Origin of the sequence: Vibrio sp. 10N.286.49.E11 (genome assembly GCF_041469505.1) — a bacterium.
Taxonomy (GTDB): Bacteria; Pseudomonadota; Gammaproteobacteria; order Enterobacterales; family Vibrionaceae; genus Vibrio; species Vibrio crassostreae_C.
Map to the genome: position 1 here is coordinate 81262 of NZ_JBFRKQ010000034.1, position 15938 is coordinate 97199.

The following is a 15938-nucleotide window of genomic DNA, read 5'->3' on the forward strand; positions in this document are numbered from 1 at the left end:
GAGTCTCGTAAACACATCTATTTTTATATAAAACAATCAATACCATTAAGAGTACGACAATGACTATTCAATCAACTTTGAACCCGATTGGTTCTTTACTTCTTCGCACATTAGCGATGCCTTCTGATACAAATGCAGCAGGCCAGATTTTCGGTGGTTGGATAATGTCACAGCTTGACCTTGCTGGCGGCATACTGGCAAAAGAGATATCTAACGGCAAGATAGTCACGGTTTCAGTATCGAGTATCGAGTTCAAACAGCCGGTTTCAGTAGGTGATGTGGTGTGCGTTTATGGTGACTGTACTAAAATTGGTCGTAGCTCGATGAATATCGACCTAGAAGTATGGGTTAAGCCTGTACTTGATCACGGCATCGGCGACCGTTACAAGGTGTGTGGCGCGACGTTCAATTACGTGGCAGTTGATGAAAGTGGCAAGCCTCGCTCTATCAATAAATAGGACTTTCGACAGCCCTATCGCACTGTAAGGTCTTTAGCCATTTCGATTAAAAATGCTAAAGACCTTCTCACTCTCCCGCACCAATTCACAATTTCTTATCATTAGTCCTTCCAATACCAATTAGTTCGCGTAAATTAGCAAGATAGCGAATTTAAACGCCCCAATTTAGTGAAGTAAAATAAGGATATCTCAATATGTGGTACGTGATTTTTTCTCAAGACGTCGAAAATTCATTAGAAAAACGCCTAAGTGTTCGCCCACAACATCTAGAACGCCTACAAACACTTCACGATGAAGGCCGACTGTTAACAGCAGGCCCAATGCCAGCCATTGACTCAGATAACCCTGGTGAAGCTGGCTTCACAGGTTCGACTGTGATTGCTGAGTTTAATTCTTTAGAAGATGCACAGACATGGGCAGACGCAGACCCGTACATTGATGCTGGCGTTTACCAAAATGTGATTGTAAAACCATTCAAGAAAGTATTTTAACGTGAAAAAATGGATTATTGGCTCACTGGCTTTAGCTCTGCTTGCAGGCTGTGCTTCAAGTGAGCAAGACGAACAAAGACAGCTAGAGATGATGGCGCAGCACCGAGCTGGCGTTTTATCTGCAGGCCTGCCGATTGAGTATGGCCCACTGTCGGTCATGCGCGTGCTAGCAAAAAACACGGTTATCGAAATCATGATGATCTACAACCAAGATGCAAAAGGTGCTAAGCCTTTAAACCAAGTTGTAGACATGAGTGTGAATAGCTACTGCACCAACTCTGAAGTGAGAGCAAACCTTGATATGGGCTTGGCTTACAACATCAAGATTCGCAACACTCGCGGACAACTGATGGTTGAGAAGTTGATCAGCAAAGAGACGTGTCAGAGCAGCAGCTAGATTCTAGCTCGAGATTCGAACAAGTATAAAACCAGAAGGCCTCGCAAATGCGAGGCCTTTGTTTTATGAAGCAATCAAAATCCTAAGCTGAATTATGCCTCGGTTGATTCCCACTCTTTACGCAGTGCTTTAGTTGCCGAAACTAAGTTAGTCAGCGCCGCTTCCGTCTCTGCCCAGTTCCGTGTCTTCAGCCCACAATCAGGGTTTGCCCACAAACGTTCCGCTGGAATTTTCTCTGCCGCTTTCTTAAGTAAATCAACAATCCACTCTTCTGACGGGATGTTTGGTGAGTGAATGTCATAAACGCCAGGTCCAATCGCATTCGGGTAGTTGAACTCTTCAAATGCTTTCAGCAGTTCCATGTTCGAGCGAGAAGTCTCAATGGTAATCACATCGGCATCTAGCGCGGCTACTGAATCAATGATCTCGTTGAACTCGCTGTAACACATGTGGGTATGAATCTGAGTTTCTGGTTTAGCACTTGCCGCTGAGATCTTAAAGGCATCGACCGCCCACTCTAGGTATTCTGCGTGGTCGCGCTTTTTCAATGGCAGACCTTCACGAATCGCTGGTTCATCGATTTGGATAATGTTGATGCCCGCGTCTTGCAAATCAGACACTTCATCTCGCAGCGCAAATGCCAATTGATTAGTGATCTCTTTGCGTGAAATGTCTTCACGTGGGAATGTCCAACATAAGATAGTGACTGGGCCTGTCAGCATCCCTTTCATCTGCTTCGAGGTCAGAGATTGGGCATAGGTCGACCATTCTACGGTCATCGGCTTCTCACGCTCTATATCCGCGACCACAACCGCCGGCTTCACGCAGCGTGAGCCATAGCTTTGTACCCAACCAAACTTAGTGGTTTGAAAGCCTGCTAGGTTTTCTGCAAAGTACTCCACCATGTCGTTACGTTCAGCTTCGCCATGAACAAGCACATCCAAATCCAGTGCTTCTTGACGTTTAACGGCATCCGCAATATGGCCTTTCAATGCAGTGTTATATTCCGCTTCACTCAGTTTGCCAGTGCGGTAAGCGCTACGTTGAACACGGATCTCGCCTGTCTGTGGGAATGAACCAATGGTTGTGGTTGGTAACAGCGGTAAGCCTAACACCTCAGACTGGTGCGCGGCACGTTCTGCGTATGGAGCAGTGCGCTCTGCTAGCGCTTTAGTTATCGTGTTAATACGAGCTTGAACTTGCGGCTTATTCACATGAGTTGCACTCTTGCGTGCAACAATCGGGTGGCTATACGTCTCACACGCTAAAATGGCATTTTGGTCGCCGTCTAACGCCGCACCCAATAAGCTCACCTCAGTGACTTTCTGTTTTGCAAAGGCAAACCAACTCTTCACTTCTTCGCTAAGCGTCTCTTCTAACTCAAGGTCGACTGGGCTATGCAGCAATGAACATGAACTTGCGACCCATAGTTTATCGCCTAGCTTTTCTTTCACTGGTTGCAGCAACTCAAGCTGCGCGGCTAAGTCTGCTCGCCAAACATTGCGTCCGTTGATTGCTCCTGCAGAAAGCACCCAATCTTCAGGTAGCTTGTTCACCACTTGATCGAGTTGCTGGGGTGCGGCAGCCAAATCGATGTGTAAGCCGTTGACGGGCAGTTCCATGATTTTATCTAACGTGTCAGTCACAGAATCAAAGTACGTGGTAAGGAGTAGCTTCACATCACCTTGAATCACCTGATAAGCCAATTTGAATGAATCTGCCCACTTAGTCTCAAGTTCCAGAGAAAGGATAGGTTCATCGATTTGTACCCACTCAACGCCCAACTTGGCCAGTTTTGCCAGAATCGCTTGGTAAGCGGTAAGCAAGCGTGGAAGCAAAGTTAAACGGTCAAAGCCCTCTTCTACTTCCTTGCCGAGATATAAATAAGATAATGGGCCTAGAAGAACTGGCTTCACCTTATGCCCCGCTTTAATCGCTTCACTCACTTCGTCAAACAGTTGTGGCCAACTCACTTCAAAGGTGTCGTCTTTACTGAACTCAGGAACAATGTAGTGATAGTTAGTGTTGAACCACTTCGTCATATCTGATGCTGCTGCACCATCTTTAGCGCTTTCAGAGCCATGCTTAGCGCCACAACAAGTTGGCTGCCTTTGAGATTGTATTTGAGTTTGAGATTGACCGCGACCAACGCGGAACAAGGTATCTAAATCTGGGAAGGCTTTTTCACCTTCTGATCCACCAGCGTGACGCTCAGGTACATGACCTAGAAGTAACGTCGTTGTTAGAACATGGTCGTACCATGCGAAGTCACCCGCAGTTGCAAAGCTTAGATTCGCCTTAGCTTGTACATTCCAGTTACGATTTCTTAGTTCGCTACCGAGTTGCTTTAAATCTGATTGGTTAATCTCACCGCGCCAGTATTTTTCTAAAGTGAATTTGAGTTCGCGTTTTTCGCCGATACGTGGGTAGCCTAAAATATGCGTTGTCGTAGTCATGAACCTGTTCCTTATTCAATAATTTTTAGTGTTCGATCAAACTGCCTAGCTTATGGTTTAAGTTCTTTACAAGGCGTCTAGATGGCTAAACTATCTCCCTAATCTGAACGATGAACAACGTCCAAATATTCATCTTGTTTATTAAAAATATTCATCTTGAATAATCTAAAGCTGAAAAATTAAATCCATCTGGACATCTAGACGTTTACAAATGAAAGAAAACCCCGTAGGGTGATTATTAAGAAATATTGAATTGGCTTAGGGAATATGAGGAAAACTCATGATAGAGCTTAAACACCTTCGAACATTGACTACCTTAAGAGACAGCGGCTCGCTAACAGCGACGGCAACTTCTCTTCACTTGACTCAGTCGGCGCTTTCTCACCAACTGAAAGACCTTGAGGCGCGTATCGGTGGTCAGCTTTTCCTACGTAAAACTAGACCAGTTAAGTTCACCTCTGAAGGTGAGATTTTGCTTAGGCTTGCCGATGAGATACAGCCAAGAATAGCTAAAGCGGAGAACGAACTCGCGAGCCTGAAAGAGGATGTGAATGGTCGTTTGCACATGGCGATTGAATGTCACTCATGCTTCCAATGGTTAATGCCTGCTTTGAAGGAATATCAAGTGGCTTGGCCAAGCGTAACGCTAGATTTCTCGTCAGGCTTTGGGTTTGAGCCGCTACCCGCGCTAATGGCAGGCGAGCTAGATTTGGTGATCACCTCTGATATACAGCCTCGCTCTGAGGTTCACTACGAACCACTCTTTGATTTTGAGATGCGTTTGATCACCGCAATCAACTCACCTTTGGCAGAAAAGGCGAGCATTGAACCGCAAGATCTTAGCGATCTCACTATGCTCTCCTACCCAGTTCAAAAGCAGCGTTTAGACGTAGTGAAGCACTTTTTGCAACCAGCAGGTGTAGAACCTAAGAAGTGGAAACAAGCAGACAACACCTTAATGTTGGTGCAAATGGTATCGGCAGGATTAGGTGTCGCGGCATTACCAAATTGGGCGATCAGTGAGTTCTCAAGACAAGGTTTGATAGCCAGCAAACCGTTAGGTAAAGGGCTTTCAAGAAGACTGTTTGCCGCAGTAAGAAACTCAGAAAAAGACAAACGTTACCTACAGGCTTTCTTTAGCACAGCAAGACAGCAGAGTAAGAGTCACTTAGATGGTATTGAGGTCGTTTAAGAGGTTCATTATTGAGCTAGCTTAAGCCTGTATTAAATCGGAAAGGCAAACGCCAGAAACAAAAAAAGTCACAGGTAATCTGTGACTTTTTAGTTTCAGTATCGATGATTTTCGATATCTGTTGATTCGCGAAAATAGACTATCTTGGATAAGACTTAAACTGGTTAGTCAATGGGTCGTATTGATAGCCAAGCATATCGAGCTTGCCCACGACACTTTCTATATCCATTTCATACATACTGATCAGCTCTTCAAAGCTATCGCACTCTAGGCGAAGTTTCTCATTCACGATTCCCAGCAAGATAATGCTATCGAAACCTTTGACGTTGCTTAAATCCATCTCGTACTCCTTACGAACACACCGACTAAAATTAAGTTTAGAACGCTTACCAAGGCCATGCTAAAAAACTGATCACACTTCTTAAAGAGAATGCGTGATTAATGAGCGCACGGAATTAATGAAAGTGCGCGATTAAAGTGCCCACACTGGCGTTAAACCCACAGCCGCAGCCAATAACATCAGTAACGAAACCGTCAGTTGAAGTTTTTCCGGGGTTTTAACGAACAGTAGATGCCAACACCACACCACGATAGCTGAGATTAGCAAAGCAAAGCTGAACAGTAGCGTTGAAATCACTGGTTCTAGTTGAGCTTCAGACAAAGAATAGACACTCACGACTGTTGCCAAAACCACCAACATGCCCGTCAAAACACCAACAACAGGCAGAACACGGTGAAATGCCTGTAAGCGTGTTCTTGCAATCGTCAGCAGTAAATGGCCAAACGCTGAGCCTAACAGTGCCACTAGCAATACAGTAGTGATGATACCAACGGTAGTTGCTTGTTCCGTCGCTTGGATAGCAACGTAAGACAATGCCAAACCACAAGCTAAGTACATCACCCAAATAGGGCCAGAATCGCGTGTCTTCTTAGTTTGAACTTGAGAATAGAAATAAAAGATCGCAAACACGACCAGAAAGGCTTCAATTTTTACTGAGGCAACGGCAAGCCACAGCACGCCAATCGCAGGTAACATCTTGTGGATACGACCACGCTGCCCCGGACAAATATCCCCTTTCACCAAGATGAGGGTTAAGATCAGTTGGGCTCCTAAAAGCATCGGAGCAAATTGTACTAATAACGTTTCGACCATTGTGGATCTACTTCTTCAGACTTATTTTCGCGAATAATATCAAAAACTGCTGCGAACACTAATCAAAATCACAAATTAGCGACGTTATTCAAGGCTTCAACTATGCTGTTGTATGGTTCTTTTGTCGCCATTTACCGTAAAAAGACGAAAGACACCAGAACTAACAGGGGCATGTTCTACTGGCTAGTCTAGGCTCATGCCGCTATAATTCCCGCCTCAAAAATCAGAGGTTGAAATATGTACAGCGATATCACTCCTATTCACGAACACAAAAAATACTGGGCCGAGTGCTACGGAACTGCACCCTTTTTGCCTACCAGTAGAAAGGAGATGGATGCTCTTGGATGGGATAGCTGTGACATTATTATTGTAACTGGTGACGCGTATGTCGATCACCCGAGCTTTGGTATGGCTATCATCGGCCGTCTGCTTGAAGCTCAAGGTTTCCGCGTGGGCATTATTGCTCAACCAAAGTGGGACAATAAAGATGCCTTCATGAAGCTAGGTAAACCTAACCTATTCTTCGGCATCACAGCGGGTAACATGGACTCCATGATCAACCGCTACACCTCTGATCGCAAATTACGTCACGATGATGCTTACACACCAAACAATGAAGGTGGCAAGCGTCCTGACCGTGCAACTCTGGTTTATTCTCAACGTTGTCGTGAAGCTTACAAAGGCACGCCAATCGTACTTGGTGGTATTGAAGCAAGCTTGCGTCGTGTGGCTCATTACGACTACTGGTCGGATAAAGTTCGTCGCTCTGTATTGTTTGATGCAAAAGCCGACATTCTTCTTTTTGGTAACGCTGAACGTGCACTGGTTGAAGTGGCACATCGCATTGCCGACGGCGAAGACATGTCTACACTAACCAATATCCGCGGTACTGCTATCAATCTTCCAGCAGCGCCTGAAGGCTTCAAAATCATTGACTCTTCTCGTATCGAAAAGCCGAACAAAGCGTATGTTCCCGTTAACCCATACGAAGTTGAAACTCAGTGTGATACCAAAGACGAAAAAGAAGAAGTAAAAGCGCAGCCTATTACTATTCGCCCTTCTCGTCACGATGCAAAAACTACAGCAGTTCGTATCCCAGGTTACGAAAAGCTAAACAATGACCGTATTCTTTACGCTCACGCTAGCCGTATTCTGCACCTTGAGACAAACCCGTACTCGGGTCGTGCTCTGATTCAACGTCACGGTGATCGTGAGCTCTGGGTTAACCAAGCGCCAATTCCACTGACTACAGAAGAGATGGATTACGTGTTTGGCCTTGCTTACAAGCGTGTTCCTCACCCGATGTACGGTAAAGCGAAAATCCCAGCATACGACATGATCAAAACCTCGGTTAATATCATGCGTGGTTGTTTTGGTGGTTGTTCTTTCTGTTCAATCACAGAGCACGAAGGTCGTATCATTCAAAACCGTTCGAAAGAATCTATCTTGGATGAGATCGAAGACATTAAAGATAAAGTACCGGGCTTTACCGGTACTATTTCTGACTTAGGTGGTCCAACGGCGAACATGTACCGTTTAGGTTGTTCAGATCCAAAAGCAGAAATTAACTGCCGTCGTCCATCATGTGTGTTCCCGAAAATCTGTGAAAAGCTAAACACAGACCATCAACACACCATCGACCTGTACCGCTCTGCGAGAAAAGTGCCGGGCGTTAAGAAGATCATGATCGCTTCTGGTGTACGTTACGACTTAGCGATTGAATCTCCAGAATACGTGCGTGAGCTTGTGACTCACCACGTTGGTGGTTACTTGAAGATTGCTCCAGAGCATACTGAAAAAGGCCCACTGGACCTGATGATGAAGCCGGGCATGGGCACTTACGATCGTTTCAAAGAGATGTTCGAGAAGTACAGCGCTGAAGCCGGTAAGAAACAGTATCTAATTCCTTACTTCATCTCTGCTCACCCGGGCACAGAAGATGAAGATATGCTTAACCTTGCAATGTGGCTGAAAAAGCACAACTACGAGTGTGACCAAGTACAGAACTTCTACCCATCACCAATGTGTAATGCAACGTCGATGTACTACTCAGAGACCAACCCTCTGAAACGCGTGAAATATAAGAAGCGTGAAGATGTTCCTGTACCGAAAGGTGATCGTCAACGTCGTCTGCATAAAGCACTGCTTCGTTACCACGATCCTGAAAACTGGAAAATCATCCGTGAAGCACTGATCAGCATGGGTAAACAGCACCTAATTGGTGACAAAGCAAACTGCCTAGTACCAGCAGAAGACTTTGATGCACAAACACCGGCACAACGTCGTAAATCTGGTCGTCACGGTTCACAGCGCTTTGCGACTAAGCACAGTAAGTCTCAGCCAGGTCTTGGTGGCGAAAGCCCACGTAACCACTCTGGTAAGAAACCGGGTGGCAAGAAGCCGACTGCTAACGGCAACGGTAGCCAAGGTGGCGGTAATGGCAATGGTCGTAAACCAGCGACTGGCTTCATTAAGAAAGGTCCTGGTGGTCAATCACAAGGCAATGGCAGCGGAAACCGCAACAAAGCAGGTAATGGTCAAAGTGGCAAACCTGCTGGCAACGGCAAGAACCGCCAGCGCGCAGCACAACGCTAATATCGCGAGCCAATTTACTTCGCTATCGTAAAAACACAAAGCGCAGCTATATAGCTGCGCTTTTTTGTGGCTGTACCAGTTTTCACTTGGCTAATTGATTGCAAGAGAGCTTAACGGGTGAAGACCCAATACTGACTAAACAAATAGTTAGTGACCATGCCCACCAAGATACCAACGGCCATTGCGATAAACACAGCCCCAGTAAATGCAGGCAGCAATTCAGTCATCAACTTAAAACACAGCAAATTAGGAATCGCCGATATCGATGCTGAAAACATGAACTTTTGCCACTGAATCAGCTTTTCGGACCAATTCCCCTGCCCTTTGAATTCAAAGGTCAACACTCGATTTCCAAACCAGGTTGTCGTTGCTGCAACGATGAAAGAGCCAATTCGAGCACTCATTAACGGCAGCCCAATAACGTAATGCAGCAACGCAAACACGGCACAATCGACAACAAAGCCACCCGACCCCACCATAGCGAATTTAATCATCTTATGATGAGGTTGTAGTTTTTGGTTTAGCACGTCGAACTTGTGGCTAAACAGTCTCGATGACGAGTTAAAATTGAACATCGCCATCACTTCGAATATGGCTCAACGATAGATTTGGTTTGATGTTTTGGCTATGACAACTAAATAGAGCGCGCTTGATCTTCACCGTCGGCTCTAAAATACAGGTCAACGCATTGTCTTTAATCTTGGTTTCCACTTCCGCTCTTTTACCAATCAGATAGAACTTGTCGATACCATCTAACTGTTTAACATCAAGTAGCTTTTTCGCTTGTCCATGACTGTAAAATTGCCCAGAGAACGGTCGTTTACCGATGTAAAAGCTCGGCGCTTCATCCGTGATCTGCTCGAAGATAATACGGTCACTTTTCTCATTCGCTTTGCCTAGGTTGAGGTAGACCATCGCAATCATTAACAGCACAGGTAGCACCAAAGCCACACTCGAGAACCACTTCTTATCTTTTTCTACCACAAGCGTTGCCACCAGCAAGCCAAGGGCTGGAATACCCGGTAGGACGTAAGCTGGAAGAATATTACCCGCCATAGTGAAAAGAATTAGAGGAGAGACCAACCAACACACAAGGAATGAAAACAACCCACTATGTTCAGCGTTAACTTCTGCGATTTTCTTACGACGGGCGAAAGTCAAAATAGGCAACACAATCGACCACGGCGCAGCCGCTTGAATCCAGAAAATCCAAATCATGCCTCTTGCTTGGTCATGGGCAGAACCGTATAAATCGCCCTCCCAACCACTCACAACAAAACGCTTAAAGTGCTCGCCAACAATAAAGTAATCAATAAAACCCGGTGTTGCCATTTCAGCCATGATGTACCACGGCAAAGCAATCGCTAGCATCACGCCTAAGCCTGACAACAGTGGAAAGCGTTGCCATAACACTTTAAAAGCGCAAAAAAATCCATGTTGCAATACTAACCAAGGGAAAACGGCGATACCCATAATCACAATCGCTACCGGCCCTTTTGCCAGCAAGCCTAATGCTAAACCAATGAAACCAACATAACCCCAAGACCGATTAGTCTTCGCATTGCCCTCTCCCTTACAACTCTCTCCTCCTAACCAACATAGGTAAAAACCTAACATGGCAATGGTCATCGCTAACGTTAACGCCATGTCGGTCATCACAGCACCCGCCGCAATAGAGAAAATCCCACATGTCGCCAATACCACAGCCGCCACCAAGGCACTTTGTCCGGTACGCTTAGCCATGTATGCAACCAACAGAATCGTCGCAAAACCTGCTAGCCAGTGTGGTGCACGCACAGCAAACTCACTCAAACCAAACAGCTCAATCCCAGCCGCACTCATCCATGTGAACAACGGTGGTTTACCCCAGAAAGGGATGCCGTAATCAAATTGAGGGGTTAACCAATTGCCGGTTTCTACCATCAAGCGAGCCATTTCTCCATAGCGCGCTTCCGTAGTATCCATTAAAGGGTATGTCGCCAGAGATAAGAGCCTTAGAACCAATGCAAAAGCCAACAAATACCATAGGTGCGTTCGGTTCAGGCTCATGCTGACTCCTCTAATTTAAAATGTGTTTTTAATGCTGGGGTATCGACCACCGATTGAATCAGATACAAAGGGCGGTTCTTGGTTTCAATGAAAATACGACCTATGTATTCCCCCATTAAACCAATACTCAGAAGTTGAATGCCGCCAAGGGCAAGTTGAACCACCATCATGGATGGGTAGCCAGTAATAGGCTCACCAAACATCATGGTTTTGAACACGATGAAGACGCCATACACAAAAGCGGTAAGCGCCACTAATCCACCAACGGCCGTCGCAATACGCAGTGGGCGGATAGAAAATGATGTGATGCCATCCATCGCCAATCCGATGAGTTTCAGGTAGTTCCATTTCGTCTCGCCACAGAAGCGAGCATCGCGCTTAAACTGAATCGTTGCTTGTCTAAAACCTGGCCATGAAAAGATGCCTTTCATGTAACGGTTACGTTCAGGCAGTTGGTTGATATGGTCGACAACCTCTCGGCTTAACAGTCGGAAATCACCGACATTTTCAGGAACATCGATTTTCGCAGCCACATTCATGACTTTGTAAAAGCTCGCCGCTGAAAACTTCTTAAACCACGTTTCACCATCACGCTGGCTGCGCTGCATATTCACAACGTCATAGCCTTCGCGCCACTTGGCAACCATTTGTGGGATCAGCTCCGGCGGATCTTGCAGGTCTGCGTCTAACAAGATCACCGCTTGTCCTCGGCAATGCTCAAGGCCAGCACTCATGGCTGACTCTTTACCAAAGTTACGGCTTAAACCAATCACCGAGATTGAGCTGTTGATTGAAGTGAATGAACTCACCAAGTCCAAGCTGTTGTCTTTGCTGCCATCGTCGACATAAACAATCTCACTCGTGATCGGTAAGCTATCAAGCACCTTGGTAAGGCGAGAGTGGAACTCTTCCAATACCTCTTGTTCATCGTAAAAAGGCACAATGATAGACAAAGAGACCGCAGGATTGATCTGCGATGTAGATATCTTAGGGCGGCTAATATGAAGTTCAGACATAATACGTTCTTCTATTTTTTAATCTGAAGCCAACCTACCCTCCCATAAGTGAAAGTTATGTTATTGACATATTTTTCACGCTCACTCAGGATAATGTTACTGTCTATTTCTGTATGAGAATCAAAATGAAACGAGTTCTATTAGTCGAAGATAACCGTGAAATTGCAGGTGTCTTGTTTGATTATTTTGAGTGTATTGGCATGGAACTCGATTACGCAGACAACGGTGAACTTGGCCTACAACTCGCGTTGGAAAACTCATTTGATATCATCATATTGGATCTAATGTTACCGAGAATGGACGGCCTAACGGTTTGTAATAAACTGCGAGACCAAGGTAACGCGACACCTATTTTGATGCTGACCGCCTTAGATAGCCGAGAAGATATGCTGAAAGGCTTTGAACACGGTGCCGATGATTACCTCACCAAGCCATTTGATTTGGATATTCTAGAAGCAAGAATGAACGCGTTAGTCCGTCGTTACCGCGGAAAAGTCGCCTCATCAAAACTTCAGTTCGATGAACTCACCATCGACCAAAAAACCCGTAAAGCTTACCGCCAAGATAAACTACTAGCGCTCAACCCAACCACTTACACCATACTTGAGATGCTGTGCCAAAGCGCACCTGAAGTAGTCACTCGTGAAGCTATTTCCTACAAGTTATGGGAAGAAAACGAACCCAACAATGATGTGTTGCGCAGTCACATTTATCAGTTACGTAATCAACTCGACAAGCCTTTCGACACTCAGATGTTAATTACGGTGCCTAAAGTTGGCTTCCGATTGGAGCCATCGAATTGATTTCAAATGTTCTTACAAGCACAAAAACCCTAACGGGCCGCTTAGCGGTTTTCTTTGGGTTAATGGCCGTAATTGTGTCGGCATTTGTCTATGTGGTATTTATCACAGCCCTGTACTTGTCGGAAGACCGCGTGGGTGAAAGACGCATCCTAATTGACCGCAACTATGCAGTCGGGTTATTCCAGTCAGGTGAAAGTGGAGAGCTTCGTATTGATGACCTGACTATCGCTTACAACGATCTTTCCTATCTACCGAAAAAGTATTTAAAGTATATTGAAGGCAAAGAAAATTTCATTGGTGAGGTCGGTGAAGATCCAGAATCTCGCATGGTCTATGTAGGCGAGTATACTCATGAAGGTAGAACTCACCCTATTGTTCTGCTTTCTGAAATAGACCGTGTCGAGCTTAGTGTCTTTGAGCTCGTTTATGCCACCACATTTGTATTAGCCCTTCTCTCTATTCTAATATTCAGCTTCGGAGCTCTGCTCTATCGGTTGTCTAAACGCCTGATTGAGCCCTTCAACTCCCTGTCTGAACAGCTTGAATCCAATAAGCTCAATCTAAACGAAGAATTTGGAGTGAATGACGATGCGGCGGTGGAGTTTCGTCAGTTGACGGATCAACTCAATCAATACAGAAGAGAAATCAATTCTCTAGTAAAACGCGAGCAAGCTTTCGCACGCTACTCAAGTCATGAACTAAGAACTCCGTTGACTGTTGCTCGTGGTGCCAACAAACTGTTACTGAGAAGCGAAACAACCGAATTTCAATCTCGTCAGGTTGAACGTATTGATGAAGCCATTGTTCAAATGTCTGAAATGGTCGATGCACTGCTTGGTCTCGTTCGCTATGAAAGAAACAGTGACGATGCACCGCTACGTTTATTCAGCCAGCAAGAGCTAGAGACTATCGTTTCTAAAAATTCGTTGCAGGCTGACGAGAAGGAAGTCGCGATAACCTTACAAGTTCAATCAGAACCCACAATTCAGGCCACCAGCGCGATAATGAATATGTTGGTCGGAAACTTGTTGAGAAATGCCATTGCAGCGACCAATAGTGGCACCGTAACGGTCACTCTGTCCCACGAGAGTGTTGTGATTGAAGACCAAGGAGAAGGCCTCCAAGAACAATACAATCCAAATGGGCATGGGTTAGGTTTATTGATTGTCGAGGACTTGTGTCAGCGTTTTCATTGGGACTTTGAATTGTTTAATCGCAGCTGTGGTGGATGCACAGCCAAGATCACCTTTCAAGCCGATTCATCCGCGTCAATATCGAACGAAAACTTGATTTAGTTGGTTTACAGCCGCCTCTGGCTACTAGATACTCGTCCGTCCTATTTGATTTAAAAATGCTGGCTCTTGAGTCAGCATTTTGTCTAAGTGCGATGAAACTAAATAATAGCCCTGTAACTCAACATCAATACAACGACCACACCTTTTTCTTAAAGCGTGACGATCAGCTTCATTCCCACTTTTGCGGCAACAAAGCCAGAAAGTTCATGAAGCTACTGGAAGACGAGCACCCAAGCACTACCACCCTAATAAGCTATGGTTCCGCTCAAGCCAACTCATTGTTCTCGCTAGCCGCACTTGCAAAAATCAAAGGTTGGACGCTTGAGTTTTACGTTGATCACCTACCTCGATGGCTACAAGAACGCCCACTCGGCAACTACCGTGGCGCTATCGATCTCGGGGCTGAGGTTATTTCAGTCAAAGAAACAGGCTCTGAGCTTCATCCACAAGAGTATATTGAGCAAGTAAGACAACCTGACTCACAATGCATTGTGTTACCAGAAGGTGGACGCTCTCAGCTTTCTGAATATGGCGTAAAACAACTGGCGATGGAAATACTGAGCTGGACTCGCTTTGAAAACCAATACGATTTTGTTGTGGCCCTACCCGCAGGAACTGGCAGTACTGCGCTGTACCTTCATAAGCATTTAAAAATGCACAACATCCCAGTGCTAACCTGTGCTTGTGTTGGTGGCAGTGACTATTTAACGCAGCAATTCAATGAGCTTGGCGAAAGTGAACATCCGCAGATATTACCTCTCCCGAAAAAGCACCACTTTGGTAAACTGTATAAGCAAGACTATCAGACATGGCTAGATCTTCAGGAGCAAACTGACATTGAATTCGATCTGCTTTACGATCCATTGATGTGGCAATGTTTAGAGCAATGGCAGACAGATAACCCAACTAAAACCATTATCTATATTCATCAAGGTGGCATCTTAGGTAATGAGTCGATGTTGCCGCGCTATCAACGTAAGTACCCAGAACTTCGAAGTAGTCACACCGCTGATAACGCTACTTGGTAGTAATCCGTTCTTTTCTACTCTAATGCCCCGCGTTTCTGCGAACTGAGAATTTCTCAGCGCATCATGAACAGCCATCGCACTCCCTTTCGATGGCTGTTTATCAGTAATAGCCACCTGCTATCCCTGCCAGACATTTCAAGTTAGAGACAGAAATCTGGCGAGAATCATCGCGTTATCTATACTTTCGATTGGAACGTCAATTGTCATCGAAAGGAATTACGCATGCGAAAACTCACTACGCTCGGCCTGTTTTCAGTTTTACTGCCCTTCTCTGCGATATCAGGAGAAAACGTCACTTACCAAGTCGATGGGATGGATTACGAAGGTTATTGGAGTGAAGCCAGTGACCAAGCGCCTTTGGTACTGCTAATACACGATTGGGATGGCTTAACCGATTACGAAAAGAAACGTTCTGAGATGCTCAACGAACTCGGTTACAACGTGTTCGCTATCGACCTATTTGGTAAAGGCATCCGCCCAACCGAAGTGAAAGACAAAAAGCAGCACACGGGCGAATTGTATAAAGACCGTGAAAAAATGCGTGCGCTACTCAACGCAGGAGCCATGGAAGCACAAAGACTTGGCGGAAACTTAGATAACAACGTAATGACGGGATACTGTTTCGGCGGAGCCGCTGTATTGGAAGCCGCTCGTGCGGGAATTCCTTCGAAGGCTTACGTAACCTTCCATGGCGGTTTATCAACACCAAAAGGCCAAGACTACTCGCAGACTAAAGCTCCCGTAGTCGTGTTCCACGGCACGGCTGATGCCATGATTTCAATGCACGACTTTGGAAGCCTCGCCGCTCAACTTGAATCAACCAAAGTTCCGCATGAGATGATCACTTATAGTGGTGCGCCACACGCCTTCACAGTATTCGGATCGAATAACTATCAACATGAAGCTGACCAAAAATCGTGGGAACGATTCACTCATGTGTTAGAAACCACCACCCGATAAGCCGCGACACTCAAACCAAATTAGCCCATGCTTAATAAACATGGG

At 45.5% G+C, this 15938-nt stretch carries 15 protein-coding genes; 9 read left to right on the top strand and 6 right to left on the bottom strand.

The genetic code is table 11. The annotated features are described in order from the left end of the window. Positions 1-59 precede the first annotated feature (59 nt). The 3 genes from yciA (at position 60) to AB4167_RS07380 (ending at position 1346) form a co-directional block, all read left to right on the top strand. A complete protein-coding gene (gene yciA / locus AB4167_RS07370) occupies positions 60-458 on the top strand; it encodes an acyl-CoA thioester hydrolase YciA (RefSeq protein WP_009846426.1) in 399 nt (132 codons plus the stop codon). Positions 459-652: 194 nt separating this feature from the next. Next, positions 653-949 carry a YciI family protein gene (locus tag AB4167_RS07375; RefSeq protein ID WP_136982017.1) on the top strand — a complete coding sequence of 99 codons (297 nt, stop codon included), beginning with the start codon at positions 653-655 and terminating at the stop codon, positions 947-949. Between the two features lies 1 nt (position 950). After that, positions 951-1346: a GspS/AspS pilotin family protein gene (locus tag AB4167_RS07380; RefSeq protein WP_017062026.1), complete on the top strand. Its 396-nt coding sequence runs from the start codon at positions 951-953 to the stop codon at positions 1344-1346. A gap of 92 nt (positions 1347-1438) precedes the next feature. Here AB4167_RS07380 and metE read toward each other — a convergent pair whose 3' ends face one another. Next, positions 1439-3802: a 5-methyltetrahydropteroyltriglutamate--homocysteine S-methyltransferase gene (gene metE, locus AB4167_RS07385; RefSeq protein ID WP_372136360.1), complete on the bottom strand. Its 2364-nt coding sequence runs from the start codon at positions 3800-3802 to the stop codon at positions 1439-1441. 280 nt (positions 3803-4082) lie between these two features. Here metE and AB4167_RS07390 point away from each other — a divergent pair, with 280 nt between their 5' ends. Next, positions 4083-4994 (top strand): LysR substrate-binding domain-containing protein, encoded by a 912-nt coding sequence (locus tag AB4167_RS07390; RefSeq protein WP_017063530.1) that lies wholly within the window; start codon positions 4083-4085, stop codon positions 4992-4994. Between the two features lie 139 nt (positions 4995-5133). Here AB4167_RS07390 and AB4167_RS07395 read toward each other — a convergent pair whose 3' ends face one another. Beyond that, positions 5134-5334, bottom strand: a complete 201-nt coding sequence (locus AB4167_RS07395; RefSeq protein ID WP_004736508.1) for a DUF4250 domain-containing protein — start codon at positions 5332-5334, stop codon at positions 5134-5136. A gap of 132 nt (positions 5335-5466) precedes the next feature. Further along, positions 5467-6147 (bottom strand): hypothetical protein, encoded by a 681-nt coding sequence (locus AB4167_RS07400; protein ID WP_017062029.1) that lies wholly within the window; start codon positions 6145-6147, stop codon positions 5467-5469. Positions 6148-6384: 237 nt separating this feature from the next. Between AB4167_RS07400 and AB4167_RS07405 the strand changes: the two genes are divergently transcribed. Beyond that, positions 6385-8742 (top strand): YgiQ family radical SAM protein, encoded by a 2358-nt coding sequence (locus AB4167_RS07405; RefSeq protein WP_136982019.1) that lies wholly within the window; start codon positions 6385-6387, stop codon positions 8740-8742. Between the two features lie 110 nt (positions 8743-8852). On the opposite strand, the gene AB4167_RS07410 is transcribed toward AB4167_RS07405, so the two are convergent. Genes AB4167_RS07410 through AB4167_RS07420 form a run of 3 tightly spaced genes read right to left on the bottom strand, consistent with a single transcriptional unit; the run spans position 8853 to position 11807 of the window. Then, positions 8853-9317: a GtrA family protein gene (locus AB4167_RS07410; RefSeq protein ID WP_372136361.1), complete on the bottom strand. Its 465-nt coding sequence runs from the start codon at positions 9315-9317 to the stop codon at positions 8853-8855. Further along, the gene (locus AB4167_RS07415; RefSeq protein ID WP_372136362.1) at positions 9304-10791 is read right to left on the bottom strand and encodes an ArnT family glycosyltransferase; all 1488 of its coding nucleotides are present in this window, start codon (positions 10789-10791) and stop codon (positions 9304-9306) included. Before AB4167_RS07415 ends, AB4167_RS07410 begins: the two co-directional genes overlap by 14 nt. Beyond that, positions 10788-11807 carry a glycosyltransferase family 2 protein gene (locus tag AB4167_RS07420; protein ID WP_017062033.1) on the bottom strand — a complete coding sequence of 340 codons (1020 nt, stop codon included), beginning with the start codon at positions 11805-11807 and terminating at the stop codon, positions 10788-10790. The genes AB4167_RS07415 and AB4167_RS07420 overlap by 4 nt, the downstream gene beginning before the upstream one ends. Positions 11808-11932: 125 nt before the next feature. On the opposite strand from AB4167_RS07420, the gene AB4167_RS07425 reads away from it, so the two are divergent. The 4 genes from AB4167_RS07425 (at position 11933) to AB4167_RS07440 (ending at position 15893) form a co-directional block, all read left to right on the top strand. After that, positions 11933-12610, top strand: coding sequence for a response regulator transcription factor (locus tag AB4167_RS07425; RefSeq protein ID WP_017062034.1), 678 nt, complete (start codon positions 11933-11935; stop codon positions 12608-12610). Beyond that, the gene (locus AB4167_RS07430) at positions 12607-13905 is read left to right on the top strand and encodes a sensor histidine kinase (protein WP_372136363.1); all 1299 of its coding nucleotides are present in this window, start codon (positions 12607-12609) and stop codon (positions 13903-13905) included. The genes AB4167_RS07425 and AB4167_RS07430 overlap by 4 nt, the downstream gene beginning before the upstream one ends. A 92-nt stretch (positions 13906-13997) precedes the next feature. After that, positions 13998-14933, top strand: coding sequence for a pyridoxal-phosphate dependent enzyme (locus tag AB4167_RS07435; RefSeq protein WP_372136364.1), 936 nt, complete (start codon positions 13998-14000; stop codon positions 14931-14933). A gap of 222 nt (positions 14934-15155) precedes the next feature. Beyond that, entirely contained in the window at positions 15156-15893 is a 738-nt protein-coding gene (locus tag AB4167_RS07440) for a dienelactone hydrolase family protein (RefSeq protein WP_136982025.1), read from the top strand. Positions 15894-15938 lie beyond the last annotated feature (45 nt).